The organism is Westiellopsis prolifica IICB1 (genome assembly GCF_004323185.1).
In the GTDB taxonomy this organism is placed as follows: Bacteria; Cyanobacteriota; Cyanobacteriia; order Cyanobacteriales; family Nostocaceae; genus Pelatocladus; species Pelatocladus prolificus_A.
The window spans coordinates 2,032,735-2,053,693 of sequence record NZ_NAPS01000001.1; the positions used below are offsets into that span (position 1 = coordinate 2,032,735).

At 42.1% G+C, this 20,959-nt stretch carries 19 protein-coding genes, 1 tRNA gene and 1 other annotated feature; of the genes, 8 read left to right on the forward strand and 12 right to left on the reverse strand.

Translation table 11 applies throughout. From position 1 onward, the window contains the following. Positions 1-56: 56 nt before the first annotated feature. Both B4U84_RS08635 and B4U84_RS08640 read right to left on the reverse strand, forming a co-directional pair. Positions 57-2,129 (reverse strand): S9 family peptidase, encoded by a 2,073-nt coding sequence (locus tag B4U84_RS08635; protein ID WP_131116995.1) that lies wholly within the window; start codon positions 2,127-2,129, stop codon positions 57-59. A gap of 25 nt (positions 2,130-2,154) precedes the next feature. Then, entirely contained in the window at positions 2,155-2,790 is a 636-nt protein-coding gene (locus B4U84_RS08640; protein WP_131118818.1) for a hypothetical protein, read from the reverse strand. Positions 2,791-3,677: 887 nt separating this feature from the next. Between B4U84_RS08640 and hemE the strand changes: the two genes are divergently transcribed. The 4 genes from hemE to mtnA all read left to right on the forward strand — a co-directional run bounded on the left by hemE (position 3,678) and on the right by mtnA (position 9,229). Further along, positions 3,678-4,733 (forward strand): uroporphyrinogen decarboxylase, encoded by a 1,056-nt coding sequence (gene hemE / locus B4U84_RS08650; protein WP_044447618.1) that lies wholly within the window; start codon positions 3,678-3,680, stop codon positions 4,731-4,733. Between the two features lie 127 nt (positions 4,734-4,860). Continuing rightward, positions 4,861-5,817, forward strand: a complete 957-nt coding sequence (locus tag B4U84_RS08655) for an NAD-dependent epimerase/dehydratase family protein (protein ID WP_131116998.1) — start codon at positions 4,861-4,863, stop codon at positions 5,815-5,817. Positions 5,818-6,026: 209 nt separating this feature from the next. Further along, a complete protein-coding gene (dxs, locus tag B4U84_RS08660) occupies positions 6,027-7,934 on the forward strand; it encodes a 1-deoxy-D-xylulose-5-phosphate synthase (protein WP_131117000.1) in 1,908 nt (635 codons plus the stop codon). Between the two features lie 236 nt (positions 7,935-8,170). After that, a complete protein-coding gene (mtnA, locus tag B4U84_RS08665; RefSeq protein ID WP_131118820.1) occupies positions 8,171-9,229 on the forward strand; it encodes an S-methyl-5-thioribose-1-phosphate isomerase in 1,059 nt (352 codons plus the stop codon). 120 nt (positions 9,230-9,349) lie between these two features. Here mtnA and B4U84_RS08670 read toward each other — a convergent pair whose 3' ends face one another. Then, positions 9,350-9,934 carry a TetR/AcrR family transcriptional regulator gene (locus tag B4U84_RS08670; protein ID WP_131117003.1) on the reverse strand — a complete coding sequence of 195 codons (585 nt, stop codon included), beginning with the start codon at positions 9,932-9,934 and terminating at the stop codon, positions 9,350-9,352. Between the two features lie 139 nt (positions 9,935-10,073). On the opposite strand from B4U84_RS08670, the gene B4U84_RS08675 reads away from it, so the two are divergent. Continuing rightward, the gene (locus tag B4U84_RS08675; protein ID WP_131117005.1) at positions 10,074-10,580 is read left to right on the forward strand and encodes a GNAT family N-acetyltransferase; all 507 of its coding nucleotides are present in this window, start codon (positions 10,074-10,076) and stop codon (positions 10,578-10,580) included. Positions 10,581-10,661: 81 nt separating this feature from the next. Here B4U84_RS08675 and B4U84_RS08680 read toward each other — a convergent pair whose 3' ends face one another. Next, positions 10,662-11,132: a GNAT family N-acetyltransferase gene (locus B4U84_RS08680; RefSeq protein ID WP_207390913.1), complete on the reverse strand. Its 471-nt coding sequence runs from the start codon at positions 11,130-11,132 to the stop codon at positions 10,662-10,664. A gap of 218 nt (positions 11,133-11,350) precedes the next feature. Between B4U84_RS08680 and B4U84_RS08685 the strand changes: the two genes are divergently transcribed. Beyond that, complete coding sequence (locus B4U84_RS08685) at positions 11,351-13,192, forward strand: serine/threonine-protein kinase (RefSeq protein ID WP_131117010.1); 1,842 nt, start codon at positions 11,351-11,353, stop codon at positions 13,190-13,192. Between the two features lie 245 nt (positions 13,193-13,437). Further along, on the forward strand, positions 13,438-15,249 hold the full coding sequence (locus B4U84_RS08690; protein ID WP_131117013.1) for a serine/threonine protein kinase: 1,812 nt from the start codon (positions 13,438-13,440) through the stop codon (positions 15,247-15,249). Between the two features lie 84 nt (positions 15,250-15,333). Here B4U84_RS08690 and rplL read toward each other — a convergent pair whose 3' ends face one another. From rplL to rplS, 8 genes are all read right to left on the reverse strand, one after another. Then, positions 15,334-15,729, reverse strand: a complete 396-nt coding sequence (gene rplL, locus B4U84_RS08695; RefSeq protein WP_017313756.1) for a 50S ribosomal protein L7/L12 — start codon at positions 15,727-15,729, stop codon at positions 15,334-15,336. A 126-nt stretch (positions 15,730-15,855) separates the two neighbouring features. Further along, positions 15,856-16,401, reverse strand: coding sequence for a 50S ribosomal protein L10 (gene rplJ / locus B4U84_RS08700; protein WP_016860091.1), 546 nt, complete (start codon positions 16,399-16,401; stop codon positions 15,856-15,858). A gap of 98 nt (positions 16,402-16,499) precedes the next feature. Next, positions 16,500-16,687 (reverse strand) — a sequence feature (ribosomal protein L10 leader region). 89 nt (positions 16,688-16,776) lie between these two features. Beyond that, a complete protein-coding gene (rplA, locus tag B4U84_RS08705) occupies positions 16,777-17,490 on the reverse strand; it encodes a 50S ribosomal protein L1 (RefSeq protein WP_017313755.1) in 714 nt (237 codons plus the stop codon). A gap of 132 nt (positions 17,491-17,622) precedes the next feature. Continuing rightward, positions 17,623-18,048, reverse strand: a complete 426-nt coding sequence (rplK, locus tag B4U84_RS08710; protein ID WP_044447607.1) for a 50S ribosomal protein L11 — start codon at positions 18,046-18,048, stop codon at positions 17,623-17,625. A gap of 6 nt (positions 18,049-18,054) precedes the next feature. Continuing rightward, positions 18,055-18,693 (reverse strand): transcription termination/antitermination protein NusG, encoded by a 639-nt coding sequence (nusG, locus tag B4U84_RS08715; RefSeq protein WP_016860088.1) that lies wholly within the window; start codon positions 18,691-18,693, stop codon positions 18,055-18,057. After that, the gene (secE, locus tag B4U84_RS08720) at positions 18,690-18,914 is read right to left on the reverse strand and encodes a preprotein translocase subunit SecE (protein ID WP_016860087.1); all 225 of its coding nucleotides are present in this window, start codon (positions 18,912-18,914) and stop codon (positions 18,690-18,692) included. The genes nusG and secE overlap by 4 nt, the downstream gene beginning before the upstream one ends. Positions 18,915-19,108: 194 nt before the next feature. Continuing rightward, a tRNA-Trp gene (locus tag B4U84_RS08725) sits at positions 19,109-19,181 on the reverse strand. A gap of 154 nt (positions 19,182-19,335) precedes the next feature. Continuing rightward, a complete protein-coding gene (rplS, locus tag B4U84_RS08730; protein WP_016860086.1) occupies positions 19,336-19,698 on the reverse strand; it encodes a 50S ribosomal protein L19 in 363 nt (120 codons plus the stop codon). A 243-nt stretch (positions 19,699-19,941) separates the two neighbouring features. Between rplS and B4U84_RS08735 the strand changes: the two genes are divergently transcribed. Beyond that, complete coding sequence (locus B4U84_RS08735) at positions 19,942-20,910, forward strand: glycosyltransferase family 2 protein (protein WP_026082207.1); 969 nt, start codon at positions 19,942-19,944, stop codon at positions 20,908-20,910. Positions 20,911-20,959 lie beyond the last annotated feature (49 nt).

The following is a 20,959-nucleotide window of genomic DNA, read 5'->3' on the forward strand; positions in this document are numbered from 1 at the left end:
TTCTTCCCGATCCCCGATCCCCGATCCCCGATCCCTTATCCCCGATCCCCGATCCCCTATCCCCTTTCTACTCCCAATCTATCCAAGACAAAAGCGTATTCAAAAGCAAGTTCTCGCAAACTTTCGTAACGTCCAGATGCGCCACTGTGTCCTGCACCCATGTTAGTTTTCAACAGGAGAATGTTGTCATCTGTTTTGAGTTCTCGGAGTTTTGCTGTCCATTTTGCAGGTTCCCAATATTTCACGCGAGCATCATTTAAACCTGCTGTAATTAACATATCTGGGTAATTTTTTGCCTCGACATTATCGTAGGGCGAGTAGGATTTCATGTAGTCGTAATAAACTTTATCGTTGGGATTTCCCCATTCTTCCCATTCCATTGCTGACAGAGGTAGGGAAGTATCAAGTATGGTTGTGACTACATCTACAAAAGGGACATCCGCAACTACAACTTTAAACAAATCAGGGCGCATATTGACTACTGCTCCCATCAATAAACCGCCTGCACTACGACCAGAAATAGTAAGTGAATTATTTGTTGTCCAGCCTTGGGAAATGAGATATTCTGCACAGGCAATAAAATCTGTAAAGGTATTTTTTTTGTGCAAGAATTTGCCATTTTCATACCATTTGCGCCCCATTTCTTCACCGCCACGAATATGAGCGATCGCAAATACAATTCCCCGCTCTAATAAAGATAATTGCGATGAAGAAAAATATACTGAAGAATTTACTCCATAAGCACCATATCCCGTCAGATACAAAGGATTTTTGCCATCTTTTTTGATTCCCTTTTTATAAACAATAGATATGGGAATTTGTGTACCATCAGGAGCCACAGCCATCAATTTTTCACTGTTATACAGAGTTCTGTCATACCCTCCTAAAACTTCTGTTTCTTTCTTCAATTCTCGCTCATTTGTTTCTAAATCGTAATCAAATACGGATGGTGGCGTAATCAAAGAAGTGTAGTGTATCCGCAAAGTAGTGGTGTCAAATTCTGGATTACTACCTTCAAAAAATGAGTAGGTTGGTTCAGGAAAATTAATATTATGTTCTTTGCCATTCGTGAGGTTGTGTACCCTTGCAACTGGTAATCCGTCTTGACGTTCGTAAATCACCAAGTAATTAGCAAACAAACTAATTCCTGATAACATCACATCTTCTCGATGAGGAATAATAGTTTGCCAATTTTCTTTACTGGTTGCATTTACAGGAGTTTTCATTAACTTAAAGTTAATTGCTTGCTCATTTGTGACTATATAAAAATAATCACTATGATGATCAATGTCGTATTCTATTCCTGTAGTGCGAGGATGAAATAACTGAAATTTGCCCGTAGGATGATTAGCGTCTAAATAGTGGATTTCTGAAGTGATTTGACTCCCCAAAATCAACAAAATATAAGCTTGGCTACGAGTTTTGCTCACTCCTAAATAATAAGTATCATCCGGTTCATGATAGATCAAAATATCTTCATTAGCATCTGTTGCTAATGTATGTCGAAATAACTGATAGGGACGATTAGCAGCATCTAATTTCGTATAAAATACCGTTTGATTGTCATTAGCCCAAGCAAAGGAAAAATAAGTATCAGAGATACTTTCAGGATAAAGTTGACGAGTATTTAAATCCAAAAAACACAGTGTATATCTTTCCGAACCCGTCGTATCTACTGAATAAGCCAAAATTTGATGATTGGGGCTAACTTGTAGAACTCCGATGCTGAAAAAATCGTGGTCTTTAGCCAGTTCATTTTGATCTAGTAATATTTCTTCAGAAGCATCAAGACTGCCTTTTTTACGACAATAAATTGGATAGGCTTTACCTTCTTCTGTGCGCGAATAATAATAATATTCATCTTTACGATAAGGCACAGAAAGGTCTGTTTCCTTAATTCGAGACAGCATTTCTTCGTATAACTGTGTTTGGAAAGCTTCCGTATGCTGCATCTTGGCTTGAGTGTAAGCATTTTCTGCTTCCAGGTAAGCCATAGTTTTCGGATCTTCGCGATCGCGCATCCAAAAGTAATTATCTATCCGCTTGTCGCCGTGCAACTCTAACACCTGGGGTTGTTTTTCAGCGACGGGTGGAGTAACTGTCGGATGTGAGGAGTCAATTTTGTTCATAATTAATAACCTGATTTTGCTGCAACTACTTTGAAGGAATGATACGGTGGGAGTAAATTTTCAACCTGCAAAAGCCGATGGCTGGAATAACTCCTAAAATAATTGCCGTCAATGCTTGTCCACTTAAATACAATATCTGAGCGCGGCTGACTTCTGGAATTAGATCTTGTAAACAAGAAAGTAGCCAAACGAAGATACTGATACACAAATAGGAAAATGAAGGTAAGAAATTCCACCACCAAGCACCTGCGGTATATCGGCGTAATACCAGCCACTGAAGAAATCCTACCCAAATTCCAGACAATACATAGGAGAGGGTTGATAAACCTCCAAAAAATATTACATCCTCAAGAGATAAAGTTTTATCCAAAGAGTCAGCTATTGATGAAATATAGTTAATCCATGCTGTTGAGACATGATTAGCAACCAACCAACCGACGCTGGTAGCAAGCACCCACAACCACCATGCAGATAAATATCGGCGCAAGACAAGCGCTTGGTCGGTGGCGAAAATTATTGCAAAAACAACACTACTTATAAATTTGACCAATCCATACCATGAGGGTTGTTGTTCGAGTACAGCAGGTGGGAGTGTTTGCAGAAAGTATTTTTCTAAAGCAATACTAGTAATTCCCCCTACAATCCATCCAGTGAAAGTCATCACCGTAAATTGGAGAAAAAACTTACGTCGCTGCGATCGCGGTATTAAAAGTTTCTGTAATTTGCCATTACTAGAGATAAAAGCCTCTCCAGAAGGTATATTCGATTGTGTTTGCATCCGTCTTTAAGTAAAAATCTTTACGATAATGGTGAATTACTGAAATAAGAATAAGGCAAAAATGTAAATATTGTGGTCATTTGTCAATGGTCATTTGTCAATGGTCAAGAGCATGGGGCTTTAAACAAGTATTTGTATTTCGCTGACGAGTATAAAAGACTCGTCGTCGAGTATCAAAGACTCGTCGTCGAGTATCAAAGACTCGTCGTCGAGTATCAAAGACTCGTCGTCGAGTATCAAAGACTCGTCNAGACTCGTCGTCGAGTATCAAAGACTCGTCGTCGAGTATCAAAGACTCGTCGTCGAGTATCAAAGACTCGTCGTCGAGTATCAAAGACTCGTCGTTGGGTATCAAAGACTCGTCGTCGAGCATCAAACACTCGTCGTCGAGTATCAAACACTCGTCGTTGGGTATAAAAGACTCGTCGTCGAGTATCAAACACTCATCGTCGAGTATCAAAGACCCATCAGCGGAATACAAATACTTATTTACAGAAAGATAACTCTTAAAGCCCCATACCTCATGCCCAATACCCACACACCCCACACACCCAGACGCGATGAATCGCGTCTCTACATTACTCCCCACACACCCAGACGCGATGAATCGCGTCTCTACATTACTCCCCACACTCCCCGATCCCCGATCCCCGATCCCCGATCCCCGATCCCCAATCCCCAATCCCCAATCCCCAACTCTCCTGAAAAACCGCAAAGCAGAATGATAAGCTAAACAATGACATAAATAAAGAGTTTAGGATGAGTTGTTAATGGGTATTTCCTCTAGTGATCCTCTTCTCCTTAGAGCAGCTCGTGGTGAAGTTGTAGATCGTCCGCCGGTATGGATGATGCGACAAGCGGGACGATACATGAAAGCTTATCGGGATTTAAGGGAGAAATACCCTTCGTTTCGTGAACGATCTGAAATTCCAGAAGTTGCGATCGAAGTTTCTTTGCAACCCTGGCGGGCTTTTCAACCAGATGGTGTAATTCTATTTTCTGATATTGTGACACCATTGCCTGGTTTGGGCATAGATATGGATATTGCGGAAGGTAAAGGACCAATTATTCAATCTCCCATCCGCACCCAAGCACAAGTTGATAACCTGCTTCCCTTAGAACCAGAAAAATCTCTGCCGTTTATCAAAACTATATTGCAAGCACTGCGCCAAGAGGTGGGTAATAAATCAACGGTGTTAGGGTTTGTCGGTGCGCCGTGGACTTTAGCAGCTTACGCTGTAGAAGGAAAAGGTTCTAAAACCTATTCCATTATTAAGAATATGGCGTTTTCTGATCCGACAGTCCTGCATCAGTTTTTGGAAAAACTTTCAGATGCGATCGCCACTTACGTTTGTTATCAAATTGACTGCGGCGCTCAAGTTGTGCAAATGTTTGATTCTTGGGCAGGACAATTAAGTCCTCAAGATTACGAAACTTTTGCCTTACCTTATCAGCAAAAAGTTTTCCAAAAAGTTAAGGAAACTCATCCAGATACACCCCTAATTCTTTTAGTTAGTGGTAGCGCGGGTTTGCTAGAAAGAATGGCAAAATCCGGTGCGGATATTATTACTGTAGACTGGACAGTAGACATGGCAGATGCGCGCGCCAGATTGGGCAAACACATGAAGGTGCAAGGTAATCTTGATCCTGGTGTATTGTTTGGATCTAAGGAATTTATTCGCGATCGCGTGATTGATACGGTTCGCAAAGCTGGTAACTGGGGTCACATCCTTAACCTTGGACACGGTGTTCTCCCCGAAACCCCTGAAGAAAATGTCGCCTTTTTCTTTGAAACAGCCAAGCAACTTAATGCAGTTAGTTGTTAGGTGTTGGTTGTTGGTTGTTGGTTGTTGGTTGTTGGGTGTTAGTTCTTCGGAAACAAATCTCCGTTAATCAACAACTATTCCAGTAAAATCCAAACAACAGACAACCAGCAACAAATAACAAATTTTTATGACTAAAAAGCGAATTTTTGTCACCGGTGCCAGTGGCTGTATTGGTCACTATCTTAGTGAAGCATTAATTCAACAAACAGACCACGAGCTATTTCTGTTGGTGAGAAACCCAGAGAAATTAAAAGTAGATACACAAGTTCGTCCAAATGTCAACGTCTTGCAAGGTGATATGCAACAAATTCGTCATTTTGCGGACTTATTGAAAACAATAGATGTTGCAGTATTAACGGCTACAGCGTGGGGTGGGGCGGGTACTTTTGATATTAATGTCGTCAAAACTCTAGAATTACTGAATTATTTAGAGCCAGCAACCTGTGAACAGGTGATTTATTTTTCAACTGCTAGCGTATTAGACAGCAACAACAAACCACTGAAAGAAGCAGGAGAACTGGGTACAGATTATATCCGCTCGAAATATGATTGCTTGCAGAAAATTAGCAAATTAGCGATCGCGCCTAAAATTACTGAAGTTTTCCCCACATTAGTTTTGGGTGGCGATGGTAATAAACCCTATTCACATCTCACACCTGGTATTCCTGAAGTTACAAAATACATCGATTACATTCGTTTTTTGCAAGCAGACGGTAGCTTTCACTTTATTCATGCACAAGACATTGCCACAGTTGTCCGATATCTAATCGACAATCCACCTCAAGAAAATGAAAGCAGGCAATTAGTTTTAGGTCAAGCACCGTTAACTGCAAACCAAGCGATCGAAGAACTGTGTGCTTATCTTGGTAAAAAAATTCGCTTTCGTATCCCCCTGTCTTTCTCATTAGCTAACCTATTAATAGTTTTGTTTCGTATTAGGATGGCTGCTTGGGATAGATTTTGTATGAACTATCGACATTTTACTTATCAAAAGTTCGTGAATCCAGATAGTTTTGGCTTACCAAATTACTGTGCCACTGTTAGTGATGTTCTACGAATTAGTGGTGTGCAAAGTTCTCAGTAAGTTTTGGCAAATTATATTTTGTGTTTGATTTCTCAAACACTAATAAACACAAATAATTGGTATTCTGTTTGCCAACAACAAAGCTATAGTCTCATCTATGACGAAATTTGTTGACAATCTCAGATATTTAAGAAAATTTGCTGGAAGTTGCTCATCACCCTAGCGTGGGAAAATCAGTATATAAGATCTAGAGAGGAAAACGCTATAGTATGCATTTGAGTGAAATTACCCATCCCAACCAGTTGCACGGTTTATCAATTCGCCAGTTGCAACAAATAGCCCGTCAAATTCGGGATAAGCATCTGCAAACCGTAGCAGCAACTGGAGGGCATCTAGGGCCAGGGTTGGGTGTTGTAGAGTTAACCTTGGGTCTATATCAAACACTAGATTTAGATCGCGACAAAGTCATTTGGGATGTCGGACATCAAGCATATCCCCACAAACTAATTACAGGACGCTACGGTAATTTCGATACTCTACGGCAAAAAGATGGAGTTGCTGGTTATCTCAAGCGTTGTGAAAGTAAGTTCGATCATTTCGGCGCTGGACACGCTTCTACCAGTATTTCCGCCGCTTTGGGTATGGCTTTAGCAAGAGATGCGAAAGGAGAAAAATTTAAAGTAGCTGCTATTATCGGTGATGGGGCGTTGACTGGCGGTATGGCATTGGAAGCCATCAACCATGCAGGACACCTACCTAAAACTAATTTATTAGTTGTCCTCAATGACAACGAAATGTCCATATCTCCCAACGTTGGCGCAATTCCCCGCTACCTCAACAAAATGCGTCTTAGCGGTCCGGTGCAATTTTTCAAAGATAATCTTGAGGAACAATTGAAGCAAATTCCTTTTGTTGGTGAGTCTTTTTCGCCAGAATTAGGACGCATCAAAGAAGGGATGAAGCGCCTAGCTGTACCAAAAGTGGGTGCAGTTTTTGAAGAACTTGGTTTTACCTATATGGGGCCAGTAGATGGACATAATTTAGAAGAATTGATTGCTACTTTCCAACAAGCGCATCAAATTGTCGGGCCTGTGTTAGTGCATGTAGCAACAACAAAGGGTAAAGGTTACGAAATTGCCGAAAAAGACCAAGTTGGTTATCATGCCCAAAACCCCTTCAACTTGTCTACTGGTAAAGCTGTCCCCTCTAGTAAACCTAAACCCCCTGCTTACTCAAAAGTATTTGCCCACACTTTAGTCAAACTCGCCGAACAAAACCCAAAAATCATCGGTATTACGGCGGCGATGGCGACAGGAACAGGCTTAGACAAATTACAAGCCAAGCTACCAAATCAATATATAGATGTAGGTATTGCTGAACAACACGCCGTTACCCTAGCTGCTGGGCTAGCTGCGGAAGGTATGCGTCCTGTTGCTGCTATTTATTCCACCTTCTTGCAACGTGCCTTCGATCAAATCATCCACGACGTTTGCATCCAAAACTTACCTGTATTCTTCTGTTTAGATCGTGCAGGAATTGTTGGTGCTGATGGCCCTACCCACCAAGGAATGTATGATATTGCCTATCTGCGCTGCATTCCCAACATGGTACTCATGGCACCCAAAGACGAAGCCGAACTTCAGCGCATGATTGTTACAGGCGTTAATCATACCACAGGACCGATCGCCATGCGTTTTCCTCGTGGTAATGGCTATGGTGTGCCGTTGATGGAAGAAGGTTGGGAACCCTTGGAAATCGGTAAAGCCGAAATTCTCCGTCAAGGAGATGATTTACTGATCTTGGGTTATGGCACAATGGTAAATCCAGCGACGCAAGTAGCTGAAATCCTCAGTGAACATGGCATAGAAGCAACAGTAGTTAATGCCCGTTTTGTCAAGCCTCTCGATACAGAATTAATTTTCCCCCTCGCCCAAACAATCGGACGTGTTGTCACCTTGGAGGAAGGCTGTTTGATGGGTGGCTTTGGTTCCGCAGTCGCCGAAGCACTCTTAGATGCTGATATTGTGGTACCGATCAAGCGGATTGGTGTACCAGATATACTAGTAGACCATGCAGAACCAAATCAATCGAAGGCAGAATTAGGTTTAACAAGTCCACAAATTGCTGAAAAGGTTTTACAAGCTTTCTTTAATCAGCCAAAATCCGCAGTAGTGTAATAAAATTAACCACAAATACACAATAGACATAGGCGTGAAAAAAATGTAGAGACGTAGCAGTGCTACGTCTCTACCAGGGTTCTGGATAACGCATATTTAATTTCACCAGATGTCTAATAGGTAATGGGTAATGGGTAATAGCCCCATTACTTATTACCCTTAACCTTTTCCCTTTGCTTTTCCCCATTGCCTGATTTATTGTTTTTGTGGTTGCCAATTAATTTTCAAAGAATATGATGTTTCAAACTAACCAAGTATATCCCGTGATCTGGCACAACGACTTGGTTTCACTGATTGACCAAACTCGTCTGCCAAATGAGTATGCATTTGTAGAAATTAGTCGCAGTGAAGATATGGCAGTTGCCATCAAAACCATGATTGTCCGGGGTGCGCCTGCAATTGGTGTTGCTGCTGCTTATGGAATCTATCTTGGTGCTAGAGAAATTCACACAGACAATCGGGATGAATTTTTAAATCACCTAGAAAATGTTGCCGAAATGCTACGTTCTACCCGTCCCACAGCAGTAAATCTGTTCTGGGCAATCTCCCGGATGATTAAAGTAGCATATGAAACGATTGGAACAGTGGACGAGATTAGAAAATCTCTATTCCAAACAGCCCAAAATATCAATGCTGAAGATTTACAAACCTGCCAAGACATCGGTGATAACGGCTTAAAAGCCTTACCTACCCAACCAGGACAACTGACCTTACTGACTCACTGTAACGCTGGAGCATTAGCAACCGCAGGTTACGGTACTGCTTTGGGTGTGGTACGTTCTGCTTGGCGAGAAGGACGTTTGGCACGAGTATTTGCCGATGAAACCAGACCCAGATTGCAAGGTGCAAAATTGACGGCTTGGGAATGTGTACAAGAAGGCATCCCAGTTACGGTAATTACTGATAGCATGGCTGCTCACTGCATGAAACAAGGTTTAATTCATGCAGTAGTTGTAGGTGCTGACAGAATTGCTGCCAATGGAGATACTGCCAACAAAATTGGAACGTATAGTTTAGCACTAGTATCCAAGGCGCATAATATTCCCTTCTTTGTTGCCGCACCCCTATCTACAATTGATTTTGACTTAACTGATGGTAGTCAAATCCCGATTGAAGAACGCCACCCAGGGGAAATATATCAAATCGGTGATACTACTTTGACACCCGATGGTGTGGAATTCTACAATCCCGCTTTTGATGTCACCCCAGCAGAATTAATTACAGCCATCATTACTGAGAATGGTGTATTTGCTCCGAGTGAATTAAAACACTTAGAAGCAAAAAAAGTAGCTTAGGGATTTTCAAATCTAATTGTAGGGGACAAGGAAGACAAGGGAAGGGAGACAAGGAAGAAAAACTAATCCCCGATCCCCGATCCCTGTTCCCTTTTAGGGAGCATCCCAAAGCTTCGCTAATCAAGATGGTGCTAGTAAAGCATTGATATGTCGCTGCACGAGGTATCGTTGTTGCTCTGCTGAGAATTGCTCAGGACAAATGACAACACCAGTGCCAATACCATCCACTAGGGCGATGAGCGCATTAGCTTCTAGGATGACATCGAGTTCAGATCGAATCAGCTTGGCTGTTTGTAACTCAGCTAGCTCTTGACAAATCATCTGCCGTAAGAAGTCATAGCGTTTTCGATGCTCCTGAACAAGGTGTTCACGCCCGATAGAATAGCCCAAAAATGCCACCCAGACCTTCCAATCAGTTCTGTCAATATCCTCCAGAGGTAGAGCGACAAAAATCATCTGCGTTAGTCTGTCAATTCCTTGCTGTCCTTCGGCACAGGTTTTCATGTTCACCAAGGTGTTTTCAAACACTTGTTCTAAGGCAAATAGGATGAGTTCTTCTTTATCTCGAAAGTAATGGGTAACAACCCCCGTCGAAGAGCCTAACTCTTGCGCGATCGCCCGCATACTGGCGCGATCCAATCCTTCGCGGACAATCACCCGCCACGCTGCTTGAGCAACTTTAATCCGGCGATCATCATAACTCATAGCTCTTCTAGAGTTTACAGCAACATAAAACAAATCCCTTGACATTCTATCACAACAGTTGTTATGTAATAAAGTTACAACAGTTGTTATGCTATCTCCTTTGCTAGTTGAGCTGCTTTACATGCACACGGAGTTTGTGATGATTCGACCGACCACGCCCGATGACACGACCGCACTGATTGCTCTAGCTGACGCAACCGGACTGTTTGAGCCGGAGCAACTTGAGGAACTTGGCAAGATGCTGTCTGATTACTTCAGCGTTAACAACGACAGCGATTCTTTACGAGATGGCAAAGCCGAGCGCTTCTGGCTCACCGACGACGATAACGGGGCGGTAGGGGTCGCTTACTGTGAGATGGAGCGGATGACTGATAGAACTTGGAACCTACAATTGATCGCGATCCACCCCGATTGCCAAGAGCAAGGACGCGGCACAAAACTGCTGCGCCATGTTGAACAAACATTGGCGGTGCGCGGTGGGCGTGTGCTACTGGTGGAAACGTCGAGTACACCGGATTTCGAGCGCACGCGAGCATTTTACCGCAAGTGCGGTTATTACGAAGAAGCAAGGATTCGTGACTTTTATACAGAAGGCGCTGACAAGATCGTTTACCGTAAGGCGCTGTCTACTCAAGAAAACTATTGATGAAAGGCGATCTCACTGTAAATGCTTGATCTCAAAATACATGAACACTAACAAAAATCACTCTCTCCCAGATAGCGGCTTCTAGAGCTTTTTCGTCATAAATACGCTATTGGGGTCATCAATGTAGTTAGCGAAGGGGCCTCGGTACTCGAATCCATACCGTATGTATAAGGCTCGTGCGGGGGCGAACTCACTAAAAGCTCCTGTTTCTAAGTTCAGACAATCGTAACCGCGCCGTTCGGCTTCTTTGATGATGTGTTCAAGAATTTTAGAGGCGACACCCTTGCGGCGGTGAGCCTTAGCGGTACGCATTGATTTGATTTCACCACTTCTGGAATCTAGTTCTTTGAGGGCGCCGCATCCGAGTAATTCATAGCCCTCCCAAGCTGACCAAAAAGTAATATCGGGCGATCGCAATGCGTCTAAATCAAGAGCGTGAACACTTTCGGGCGGACTAATCTCATACATATTTTCGAGATGTTCTCGCAGAAGATCAGCGATCTTTTTACCTGTGAGGTCATCTTCGCGAATTTGCAATCGACTCATCTCCATAAAGGTTTTGTCTAAATATTGTGTATCTGTGTGTATTTGCGATTAAAACACCATCAATGCCCACGTCAAAACCATAACTATTCATCAATCTACATTGATATTCGCCATAAAAACAGCAATTTAGCCAACGCCAAAATTTTTGTTGGCATAATACCTCGCCTGTGATGGGTCTATTACATCTAAGATAAATTTGTAAAGACGCTCACTTGCAATGGAGCATGACTATAACACAGTTAAATAACCGCTATAAAGTTATCGAAGTACTTGCTGCTGGGGGGTTTGGCGAAACCTTTTTAGCAGAAGATACCCATATGCCTTCTCGACGTCGCTGCGTGATTAAGCAACTCAAACCAGTGACAAACGACCCGCAAACCTACAAAATGATTCAGCAACGGTTTGAACGGGAAGCAGCTACTTTGGAGGTTTTGGGTGAAAGTAGTGACCAAATACCTCAACTCTACGCTTATTTTTCTGAACACGGACAATTTTATCTTGTCCAAGAATGGATTCAAGGTCAAACTCTAACAAACCTTGTCGAAGCCCAAGGGCCAATCAGTGAAGATACAGTCAGAGAAATATTATTAAATCTTTTATCAGTTTTAAATTATGTCCATAGTAAAGGTATAATTCATCGGGATATCAAGCCTGATAATATTATTCTTCGTATTACCAATAATCAGCCTGTATTAATTGATTTTGGCGCAGTTAAAGAAACGATACGTTCGATCGCCGCTACACCAGGTTATCTAACTCAATCTTTGGTGATTGGTACACCGGGGTATATGCCCAGTGAACAAGCCATAGGACGCCCAGTCTATAGTACTGATATCTATAGCTTGGGTTTGACAGCAATTTATCTGTTGACAGGTAAGCCGCCACACGAGTTACCAACTAACCAACAAACAGGAGAGGTAATTTGGCAGGATTTTGCCCCTGGGGTGTCGCCAGAATTAGCAATGATCCTCAAACAAGCAACTCAGCCTCAAGCAAGCGATCGCTACTCGACTGCTAGCAAAATGTTATATGCTTTGCAATCTGCAAATACTCTGCCCCCAAAACCATCATATTCAACAACTCAATCGACAGTTGCCCTATCCCCTGCGCTTGCACATACACAAGCAACCCAGCCTTTCGTTTCTGCACAAAAGTCGGCTTTTATAAGAGCGTCTTCTAGTTCTCGTGATTGGCAAAAACCTGCGCTGATTTTTGGTAGTCTAGTTTTCGGTGGTTTGATTGCTGGGATTGCGATCGCGAATATGACTCGCCAACCACAACTAGAAGCAACTATTGATACAATACCCACCAAAGAAACTACACAAGTACCCACGCCGATCAATCCAACTTCTACACCCTCATCTATAGTTCCCACTACTGAACCTGCCAATACACCTGTTGCTTCCCAGTCACCTTTAATACCTACTTCTCCACAGCAACCAGAATCTTCTCCTCCTACTACACCTCCAGTTGTATCTGCACCGCAGCAACAACCATCCACAGTTACATCAGTTGCACCAACACCACCCCCAGAAGATTCTCAAACCGCAGCAGTCCCTACACCAGAACAGCAACAACCTGCTGAAAATCCTACTCCTGAAACACCGACACCACCTCCACCCCAGGAAAATCCACCAAAAGTTGCTACTGCACCTACTAGTACTATAAGTGTACCTGCTTATCCCACAGGCACTTCGGAAAATACTGTAAAATCTTCACTGGGAAAACCCGCTAAAGTTTCTAGGGGTTTATGGAACACCCGTGCTTATCTTTATCGCTTACATCCAAATCAGGTCGATCTTGGTTATTTATTTGACCGGAAATCAGGAGCGTTACGGCAAACGGAAGTATCCTTTGCCCAATCTGTCGCACCCCAGGTAATGCAATCTACTTTGCAAGGGATGCTGGGAAGCAGTGCTTCTGGTGAAATTAATCAAGCACTGCAACGAGTATATCAGCGTCAAATTAACCAATACTCTTTTAATGCTGGAGGAGTAAAAGGTGTGATTCAACGCAATTCAGAAGATAAAATTTATATTGGCGTTTGGGATGCAGATTTGCATTAAAAAAAGCCCGCTTGTGCGGGCTTTTACAATAATTAATTTTGCTTGAATATATTTAAGAATAGATATTCTAACAGCATAAAACTTTTATTCCTAAATCTAGCTAATTATAGAATTCACAAAATACATAATATATATTTTCTTTTCTATACTTTTTATTTCTTTGTCAGGAAGCTTTACCTCTAGGTATTTAGTCTACAGTTGAAAAGGGCAAGCCGGAGGAGTTTAACAAAAGCTTTTAAAGGATCATGACAACGACGCTGTTGAACAATCGCTATCAAGTGATCCAGGTGCTGGCTGTTGGTGGCTTTAGCGAAACCTTTTTGGCAGAAGACAGCTATTTGCCTTCTCGTCGTCGTTGTGTGATTAAACAACTAAAACCAATCGCAAATGACCCAAATATTTATCAGAAAATTCAACGACGCTTTGAACGGGAGGCGACCACCTTAGAGTTTTTGGGGGAAGGTAGTGATCAAATCCCCAAACTCTACGCTTATTTTTACGAGAACGGGCAGTTTTACTTAGTTCAAGAATGGATTCAAGGTCAAACTCTGTCTAATATAATTAAAACTCAAGGTTCACTGAGTGAAACAGCAGTCAGAGAAATTTTGTTGAGTCTGCTATCAGTTTTGGATTATGTTCACAGCAAAGGTATTATCCACCGTGATATCAAGCCAGATAATATTATTCTCGACTCGTCTAATCACAAGCCTGTATTAATTGATTTTGGTGCAGTCAAGGAAACAATACGAACAGTAGTGAATTCTCCGGGATACACAACTCAATCGCTGGTGATGGGTACGCCTGGATATATGCCTAGTGAGCAATTCACAGGACGCGCAGTTTACGCCACTGATATTTATAGCTTAGGATTAACAGCAATTTATCTATTGAGTGGTAAACACCCGCGACAGTTGCAAACTGAGCCACGGACAGGAGAAATACTTTGGCAGCATTATGTTCCTGGGGTATCACCACAATTAGCAATGATCATTAGTCGCGCCATTAAACCCCAAGCAGGCGATCGCTATACTACTGCAAGCCAAATGCTATATGCTTTACAATCAGCTACTAATTCTCAGCAATTACTTATTAGCTCTTCTATACCAACGACTACTACTCAGCCCACAGTCTCCACAGTCTCCCCAGATATCACTACTGTTACATCTACATCTGTAAAAACTCAGTTATTGTCTTCTAATTCCAGCGCCCCAGCTACCCTTACCTACCCAATTCCTCAAAACTGGCAAAAGCCGACTTGGATTATTGGTAGCTTAGTTGTAGCAGGCTTAATTGGTACAGTAGCGATGATTGGTATTACCCACAAGCCAGAGTCTTTAGACTCAGCAAGATCAACACCTACACCAATCTCAAAATCGGATTCAAAATCTGAAACTACAAATCCTACAGACTCGCCAGAACCCAGAGATTCTACTGAAAAACAAAATAATACTAATACACCTGTGGCTTCGCGATCGTTGCCAAAGCAGCCTGTTTCCTCACCTTCTCCCTTCTCAGTCGTACCTACGCCATCAGAGCCGGAAGATACTCTTAATACTCCTGCGGTTTCTAAACCAGAAAACAACACGCCTCGTAATCAATCACCTAAGACTACCAATAAACCCAAAGTTCCGGGGTTCCCTACAGGTACACCAAGAAATACTGTACAAGTAACCCTTGGTAAGCCAAATCAAGATACAAGAGGTGTTTGGGGTAATACTCGTGCTGTCAGTTACATTTTAGTACCAAATCAAATTCAGCTTGGCTACTTATTTGACCGCAATTCTGGAAAAATTCGACAAACTGAGATCGCTTTTGCCCAATCTGTAGATATTCAGCTAATACTAACAACCTTTGAAGAAATGTTAGGCGGTAAATTAACTGAAGAAATTAAGCAGGGACTAGTGCAAGTTTTACAGCGACGCTTGGATGATTTCAGTTTTAGCGTAGGTTTCCTCAAAGGTCAGATTGTCCGTCAAAATTGTGGTCTGATTTATATCAGTATATGGGATGCCGATTTACATGATTTTGTAAATCCTAGTGATGCTAAAAAGTGTTAAAAAAGGAGCCTGTATTAGACTCCTTTTAAATTTGGAATTGGCAATTAATTTATTAGAATAATGCCAAATTCCAATTAGTAATAACTATTTCACACTGACTTTACCGCCAGCTTCTTCGATGCGTTTCTTAGCATCTTCAGCTGCTTCCTTGGGCATACCTTCTTTAATTGCTTTGGGTGCAGATTCTACTAAGTCTTTTGCTTCTTTGAGACCTAAACCAGTCAATTCACGCACAACCTTAAGGATAGCAATCTTCTTATCAGCTGGAACATCTTCGAGAACCACATCAAATTCGGTCTGCTCTTCTACAGGTTCAGCAGCCGCCGCCGCAGCACCAGGAGCAGCCATCATCATCATGCCACCAGCAGGTGCAGCAGCACTCACACCGAAAGCATCTTCAATTTGCTTAACTAACTCAGCAGCTTCCAGCAAAGTTAGGGCTTTTAATTTTTCCAAAATTTCATCAGTTGCAACAGACATTGATATAACTCCTGTAATTTAAATTTGTTGATGGTTGGCAGTTGGTGGTTGTTGGCTGTTAGTTATTGGTTTTTCTAAACAACAAACAACAATTTTCAGACGTACTATGCTACGTCTCTACAACAACTAACTACTAACTTCTTCGCCACCTTTTTCTTTATCGGCATAGGCCTGCAAAGCACGAGCCAGCGAGCTGGGAACCTCGTTGATACCAACAGCAACTTTGGTAGCCAAGGCGTTGATTGCTCCGGCAATTTGTGCCATGAGTTGCTCTTTGGATGGCAAATCGCCTAGTGCTTTGACATCTGGTTCTTTCAGCAGGCGACCTTCCATAACGCCGCCACGCATTTCTGTCTTTTTGGTGGCTTTTTGGAAATCTTGATAAGCCTTAATTGCAGCAGAGAAATCCTCTTGAACCAACAAAAAAGCAGAAGAACCTTTGAGCAATTCTGATAAAGGTTGCCATTTTTCATCATCTTGAATGGCAATTCCCATCAGGGTGTTTTTTGTTACCTTACATGTCGTTCCTGTGGGACGCAGCCGCCGCCGCAGGTCTGTAATTTCGGCAACTGTTAGCCCTTGGTAATCAATCACAAGTGCTAATTGCGACTGACTCAAAGTTTCTTTGAGTTCAGCAACAATCTCTTGTTTGTCTTCTATGGTTCTACCCATATTTGTTTCACCTCCTTGAAAGGATTTGTTGTTGGTTATTAGTTGATGGTTGGTGGTTGGTCTAGAGCAACAAGCAACAAACAACAAACAACAATCAACTAGAAATTAATAAACCCCAGCTGCAAAAGCCGGGGTTTTAGTTGAAAGGTAGATTTGAAACCACCCTTCTCCTGATGCCAGAACTACCACACCAAAGAAGGATGGAACTTCAAGCAATTTGGATCAAACCTCGGCAGGATATTAAGCCAACGGCACCTGCTGTCTACGGCTTTGTTATTTAATTTTGTTGTTGGTCATTGGTCAAGTGTCATTGGTCATTTGTTAATAGTTACTATCTGTTACAAATGACGTAGGACAAATGACAAACGACAAACTTTATGCTGCTTCAGATTTCAGGTCGCGTAAGGCGGTGATATCGACTTTAATTGATGGTCCCATTGTGGCAGAAACATACATTGTACGCCAATAACGTCCCTTCGCTCCTGAAGGGCGGTTACGGTCAATTGTTTCTTGTAAGGCCTTCAAGTTTACCAGTAAATCTTCTGGTGAGAATGACGCCTTACCAAACATAACATGAACAATACCTGTACGATCAGCACGAAATTCTAGTTTACCTGCTTTGAATTCTGCGATCGCACTTGCCAGGTCAAATGTTACTGTACCACCTTTAGGTGAGGGCATCAAACCACGTGGACCAAGCAATTTACCAAGTTTCGCTACCTGTGGCATAACATCAGGTGTGGCGATTAACTTGTCAAAGTCCATCATTCCTTTTTGAATTTCTTCTATCAGTTCTTCTGAACCGACGATATCAGCACCTGCGTTGGTTGCTTCTGTGACTTTTTCACCTCTGGCGATTACTGCCACTCGTACTTCTTGTCCTGTACCTTTAGGCAGTACAACCGTTGTCCGCAGTTGTTGATCAGTATATTTTGGATCAATTCCCAAGCGAATATGTGCTTCTGCTGCTTCGGGAAATTTTGCTGTTGCTGTCTCTTTTAAAAGACTTAAAGCATCTAAGGGAGCATACTCCCTATCTTCTACTTTTTCTAATAGCGTCTGTAAACGACGCGATACTCTTTTTGTCATTTTTCTCTCCTGGGGTCGTTAGCGAGGTTAATTCTCTCCCCCGATAAAGTTTTGCTATTTGTCATTTGTTCTTTGTCATTTGTCATTTGCTTAATAACTAATAACCAAGGACCAATGACACTTGACCAATGACTAATCTGTGACTGTTACACCCATATTCTTGGCAGTGCCTGCAATGATCTTCATTGCTGCTTCAATATCATTAGCGTTGAGATCAGGCATTTTTGTTTGGGCTATTTGCCGCAGCTGCTCTTGTGTAATTGAACCAACTTTCCTTTTGTTGGGTTCGCTAGAGCCTTTGTCGATTTTTGCCGCTTTGGTGATCAATACCGATGCAGGTGGGGTCTTGAGTACAAAAGTGAAACTCCGGTCTTCATATACCGAAATTTCTACTGGTATCACCGTCCCAGCTTGGTCTGCTGTTTTGGCGTTGTACTCTTTGCAAAACATCATGATATTGACGCCATGCTGACCCAAGGCGGGTCCAACTGGCGGTGCTGGGTTGGCTTTCCCAGCATTCAGGGCCAATTTAATGACCGCTACTACTTTTTTCGCCATTTGTAATTAGCTCTGTTTTTGAACCTGATTAAATTCCAATTCTACTGGTGTATCTCGTCCAAATATCGACAGCAAGGCTTTGAGTTTACTCCGCTCTGGACTTACCTCTATGACCTCACCTTCAAAATCTTTAAACGGACCAGTAAGCACGACTATCTTATCACCAGTAGCCATGTCAATTTTGACAATTGGCTCTTGTTCGGTGGTCTGTTTGAAGATTCTTTCTACTTCTGTATGACTTAGTGGCATTGGTTTAACGTGACCACGACCTTTACCGGTACCACGTCTTTGTTCTGCTCCCACAAAATTAATCACATGGGAGGTGTTTCGTACCACTTGCCAGGTGTCATCATCCATGAACATTTTCACCAGTACATAACCAGGGAATACTTTTTCCTCGGTGTGCTGACGGCTACCATCCTTGCGGATTTTCACTGCTGGTGTATGCGGTATCTCCACCCGAATAATTTTTTCAGCTACATCAAAGGTTTGGATGCGCTGTTCTAGGTTTGTCTTAACACGCTTTTCACAGCCAGAGGCTACTTGTACTGCATACCAGCGGGCTTCTTGCTGTTTTCCCGCAGGTTCTAAGTTCTCATCTGACTGCAAAGCCAAATTGTGACCTTCGTCTGTTGCAGAAGTCATCCGAATACCTGTTGTGCTGCCCAAGTAAAGAATTTATCGACCAAAAAAATTATAGATGCGGAGAGTGAAACCATTAACAATACTGCTGCTGACTCACTCACCAGTTGCTTCCGACTGGGCCAAACTACTTTTTCAAACTCTTCTTTAGTTCCTTGAAAGAAGTTCCCAAAGCTGAAACCATTGCTAGTTTCTGGCATTTCTGCTTCATTTTTCTTGGCCACGGTCGCTTACTCCCCCATTGCCTGATAGCTATTAACTGTAGTTTTCTATTTATAACTGTACCTTGTACTCAAACTAAAACAGCTTGAGGCTTGAAGCTACAAGTATAGATTTAATTATACCCAAAATCAAATTTTAGCATCGCTATTGTAATGGCGATCGCATTTGTTCTGGGATTATTTTTCCTCAGTTACAGCGCGCCCTGGAGGACTTGAACCCCCGACATCAGGTTTTGGAGACCTGCGTTCTACCAACTGAACTAAGAGCGCATGTGCTGCTTTCGATTCAGCTATTGCGTTTGACTTTTACTAGTTTAACGCAATTTGGCATTTTTTGTTAACTTTTTTTGGTCGGGGGACAAATCAGCGGCTGAAGCCGCTTGATCTTGATGGTTGAGTTTTCTCCCATATCTTAACTTGTCTATCACAAAGGGCGGTCAAAGCGTTGTTTAATCCGGGTAGCCTTGCCGACACGATTGCGTAGATAGTAAAGCTTTGCACGCCGCACTCTACCGCGACGTATTACTTTAATGCTGTCGATCCGAGGAGAGTGAAGTAGAAACACTCGCTCGACTCCAACACCTTGAAATACACGACGGACTGTAATGGTTTCATTAATCCCGCCGTTCCGCTTAGAAATCACAACTCCTTCGTAGGGTTGTACGCGGTATTTGTCTCCTTCTTTAATTTTGACTCCGACTTTGACGGTGTCACCGACATATATATCGGGCAGATTAGATTTTAGTTGTTCCGCTTCGATCGAGCGGATGATCTCTTGAGCGTTCATAGTCTATCAAAAACTCACAATCATCCATAATAAATCCACTTTCGCTTTTGAGTCTAGTAAATTTTCATGGCAAGGGCTTTGACATTAAGCCAAAATTTTTATCTATGCCGACAAATCCTTTTACACCCTTGTGATCGCAACAATCCACCCATCCAAAATCTTGTTAGAAGGTGACGTTTCCGGGAGTTGTGTCGTCAAATAGAAGATGTATTCAAGATGACCTTGCCACAGGGTGTGAGTTTTATGAAATTTAGTGTGGTCATCACGACCTACAACCGCTTAAACTTGCTTAAAAGAGCAATTAATTCTGCTTTGAATCAGACTGTTGCGACTGAAGTCGTTGTAGCTGATGATTGTTCTTCTGATGGTACACAAGAGTATGTGAATAGCTTAATCAAAAAGTTATCACAAAGTGGAGATTCACGCTTGGTCTACCATCGCAATGAGATAAACTCTGGTCATTCAGCAACTGTGAATGCTGGTATTGGTAAAGCTAGCGGTAAATGGATTAAGTTTTTGGATGATGATGACTACTTAGCTGTGAATTGTCTAGAAGAAATGACAACAGCGATCGCACTCCAACCTCAAGCAGTAATTTGTTCCTGTATTGCTATTCAGGTCGATGAAAAAGAAGTTGAACTCTCTCGCACGCCGCAAATAGGTCCCGGTCTAGCTTTTTATGTTCCCCAAGCTGATATTCATTATGGTATGTTGCTAGAACTTCTGCCTTTTGGTACGCCTGTACAAGTAGCTTGTCGTCGGGATGCTTTTTTGCAAACAGGAGGTTGGGATTCTAAGTTTGATGCTAATTGTGATGATATTGATTCTTGGATTCATGTTGCCAAATTTGGAGATGCGATTTTTCTCAATCAATCCCTTGCTTACCGCACCATTTGGTCTGGCGCTTATAATCACAAGTTTTCTCCCTCTCGGCGCTTACATACAAATATTTTAATTAAAGAAAAAATTTATGTTTTAGTTGATGAAATGCATCATTCTCATATTCCTCATTTTGAAGATATTAAAAATTATTTGAAATTACATTGGTCTATAGTAGCTATTAGACAAAAAAACTTTCATAATTTATTCAATATTATCTTTCCCTCTATCTTTTATTGGAAAGCTTGGCAGCTTTTGTTTCAATCTGTAGCATTACGTCGTTTTCATCACCAAAACAATCATATTCGTAAATGCATATTGATTGAGTTTTGATTTTTTGGGACTAGCAATGATGAATGACAAGTGACAAGTGACAAATAAC

Bases quoted from the DNA above. Each gene is read 5' to 3' on its own strand.
- B4U84_RS08635 (WP_131116995.1), bottom strand. From the start codon at position 2,129: ATGAACAAAATTGACTCCTCACATCCGACAGTTACTCCACCCGTCGCT.
- B4U84_RS08640 (WP_131118818.1), bottom strand. From the start codon at position 2,790: ATGACTTTCACTGGATGGATTGTAGGGGGAATTACTAGTATTGCTTTA.
- hemE (WP_044447618.1), top strand. From the start codon at position 3,678: ATGGGTATTTCCTCTAGTGATCCTCTTCTCCTTAGAGCAGCTCGTGGT.
- B4U84_RS08655 (WP_131116998.1), top strand. From the start codon at position 4,861: ATGACTAAAAAGCGAATTTTTGTCACCGGTGCCAGTGGCTGTATTGGT.
- dxs (WP_131117000.1), top strand. From the start codon at position 6,027: ATGCATTTGAGTGAAATTACCCATCCCAACCAGTTGCACGGTTTATCA.
- mtnA (WP_131118820.1), top strand. From the start codon at position 8,171: ATGTTTCAAACTAACCAAGTATATCCCGTGATCTGGCACAACGACTTG.
- B4U84_RS08670 (WP_131117003.1), bottom strand. From the start codon at position 9,934: ATGAGTTATGATGATCGCCGGATTAAAGTTGCTCAAGCAGCGTGGCGG.
- B4U84_RS08675 (WP_131117005.1), top strand. From the start codon at position 10,074: ATGATTCGACCGACCACGCCCGATGACACGACCGCACTGATTGCTCTA.
- B4U84_RS08680 (WP_207390913.1), bottom strand. From the start codon at position 11,132: ATGGAGATGAGTCGATTGCAAATTCGCGAAGATGACCTCACAGGTAAA.
- B4U84_RS08685 (WP_131117010.1), top strand. From the start codon at position 11,351: ATGACTATAACACAGTTAAATAACCGCTATAAAGTTATCGAAGTACTT.
- B4U84_RS08690 (WP_131117013.1), top strand. From the start codon at position 13,438: ATGACAACGACGCTGTTGAACAATCGCTATCAAGTGATCCAGGTGCTG.
- rplL (WP_017313756.1), bottom strand. From the start codon at position 15,729: ATGTCTGTTGCAACTGATGAAATTTTGGAAAAATTAAAAGCCCTAACT.
- rplJ (WP_016860091.1), bottom strand. From the start codon at position 16,401: ATGGGTAGAACCATAGAAGACAAACAAGAGATTGTTGCTGAACTCAAA.
- rplA (WP_017313755.1), bottom strand. From the start codon at position 17,490: ATGACAAAAAGAGTATCGCGTCGTTTACAGACGCTATTAGAAAAAGTA.
- rplK (WP_044447607.1), bottom strand. From the start codon at position 18,048: ATGGCGAAAAAAGTAGTAGCGGTCATTAAATTGGCCCTGAATGCTGGG.
- nusG (WP_016860088.1), bottom strand. From the start codon at position 18,693: ATGACTTCTGCAACAGACGAAGGTCACAATTTGGCTTTGCAGTCAGAT.
- rplS (WP_016860086.1), bottom strand. From the start codon at position 19,698: ATGAACGCTCAAGAGATCATCCGCTCGATCGAAGCGGAACAACTAAAA.
- B4U84_RS08735 (WP_026082207.1), top strand. From the start codon at position 19,942: ATGAAATTTAGTGTGGTCATCACGACCTACAACCGCTTAAACTTGCTT.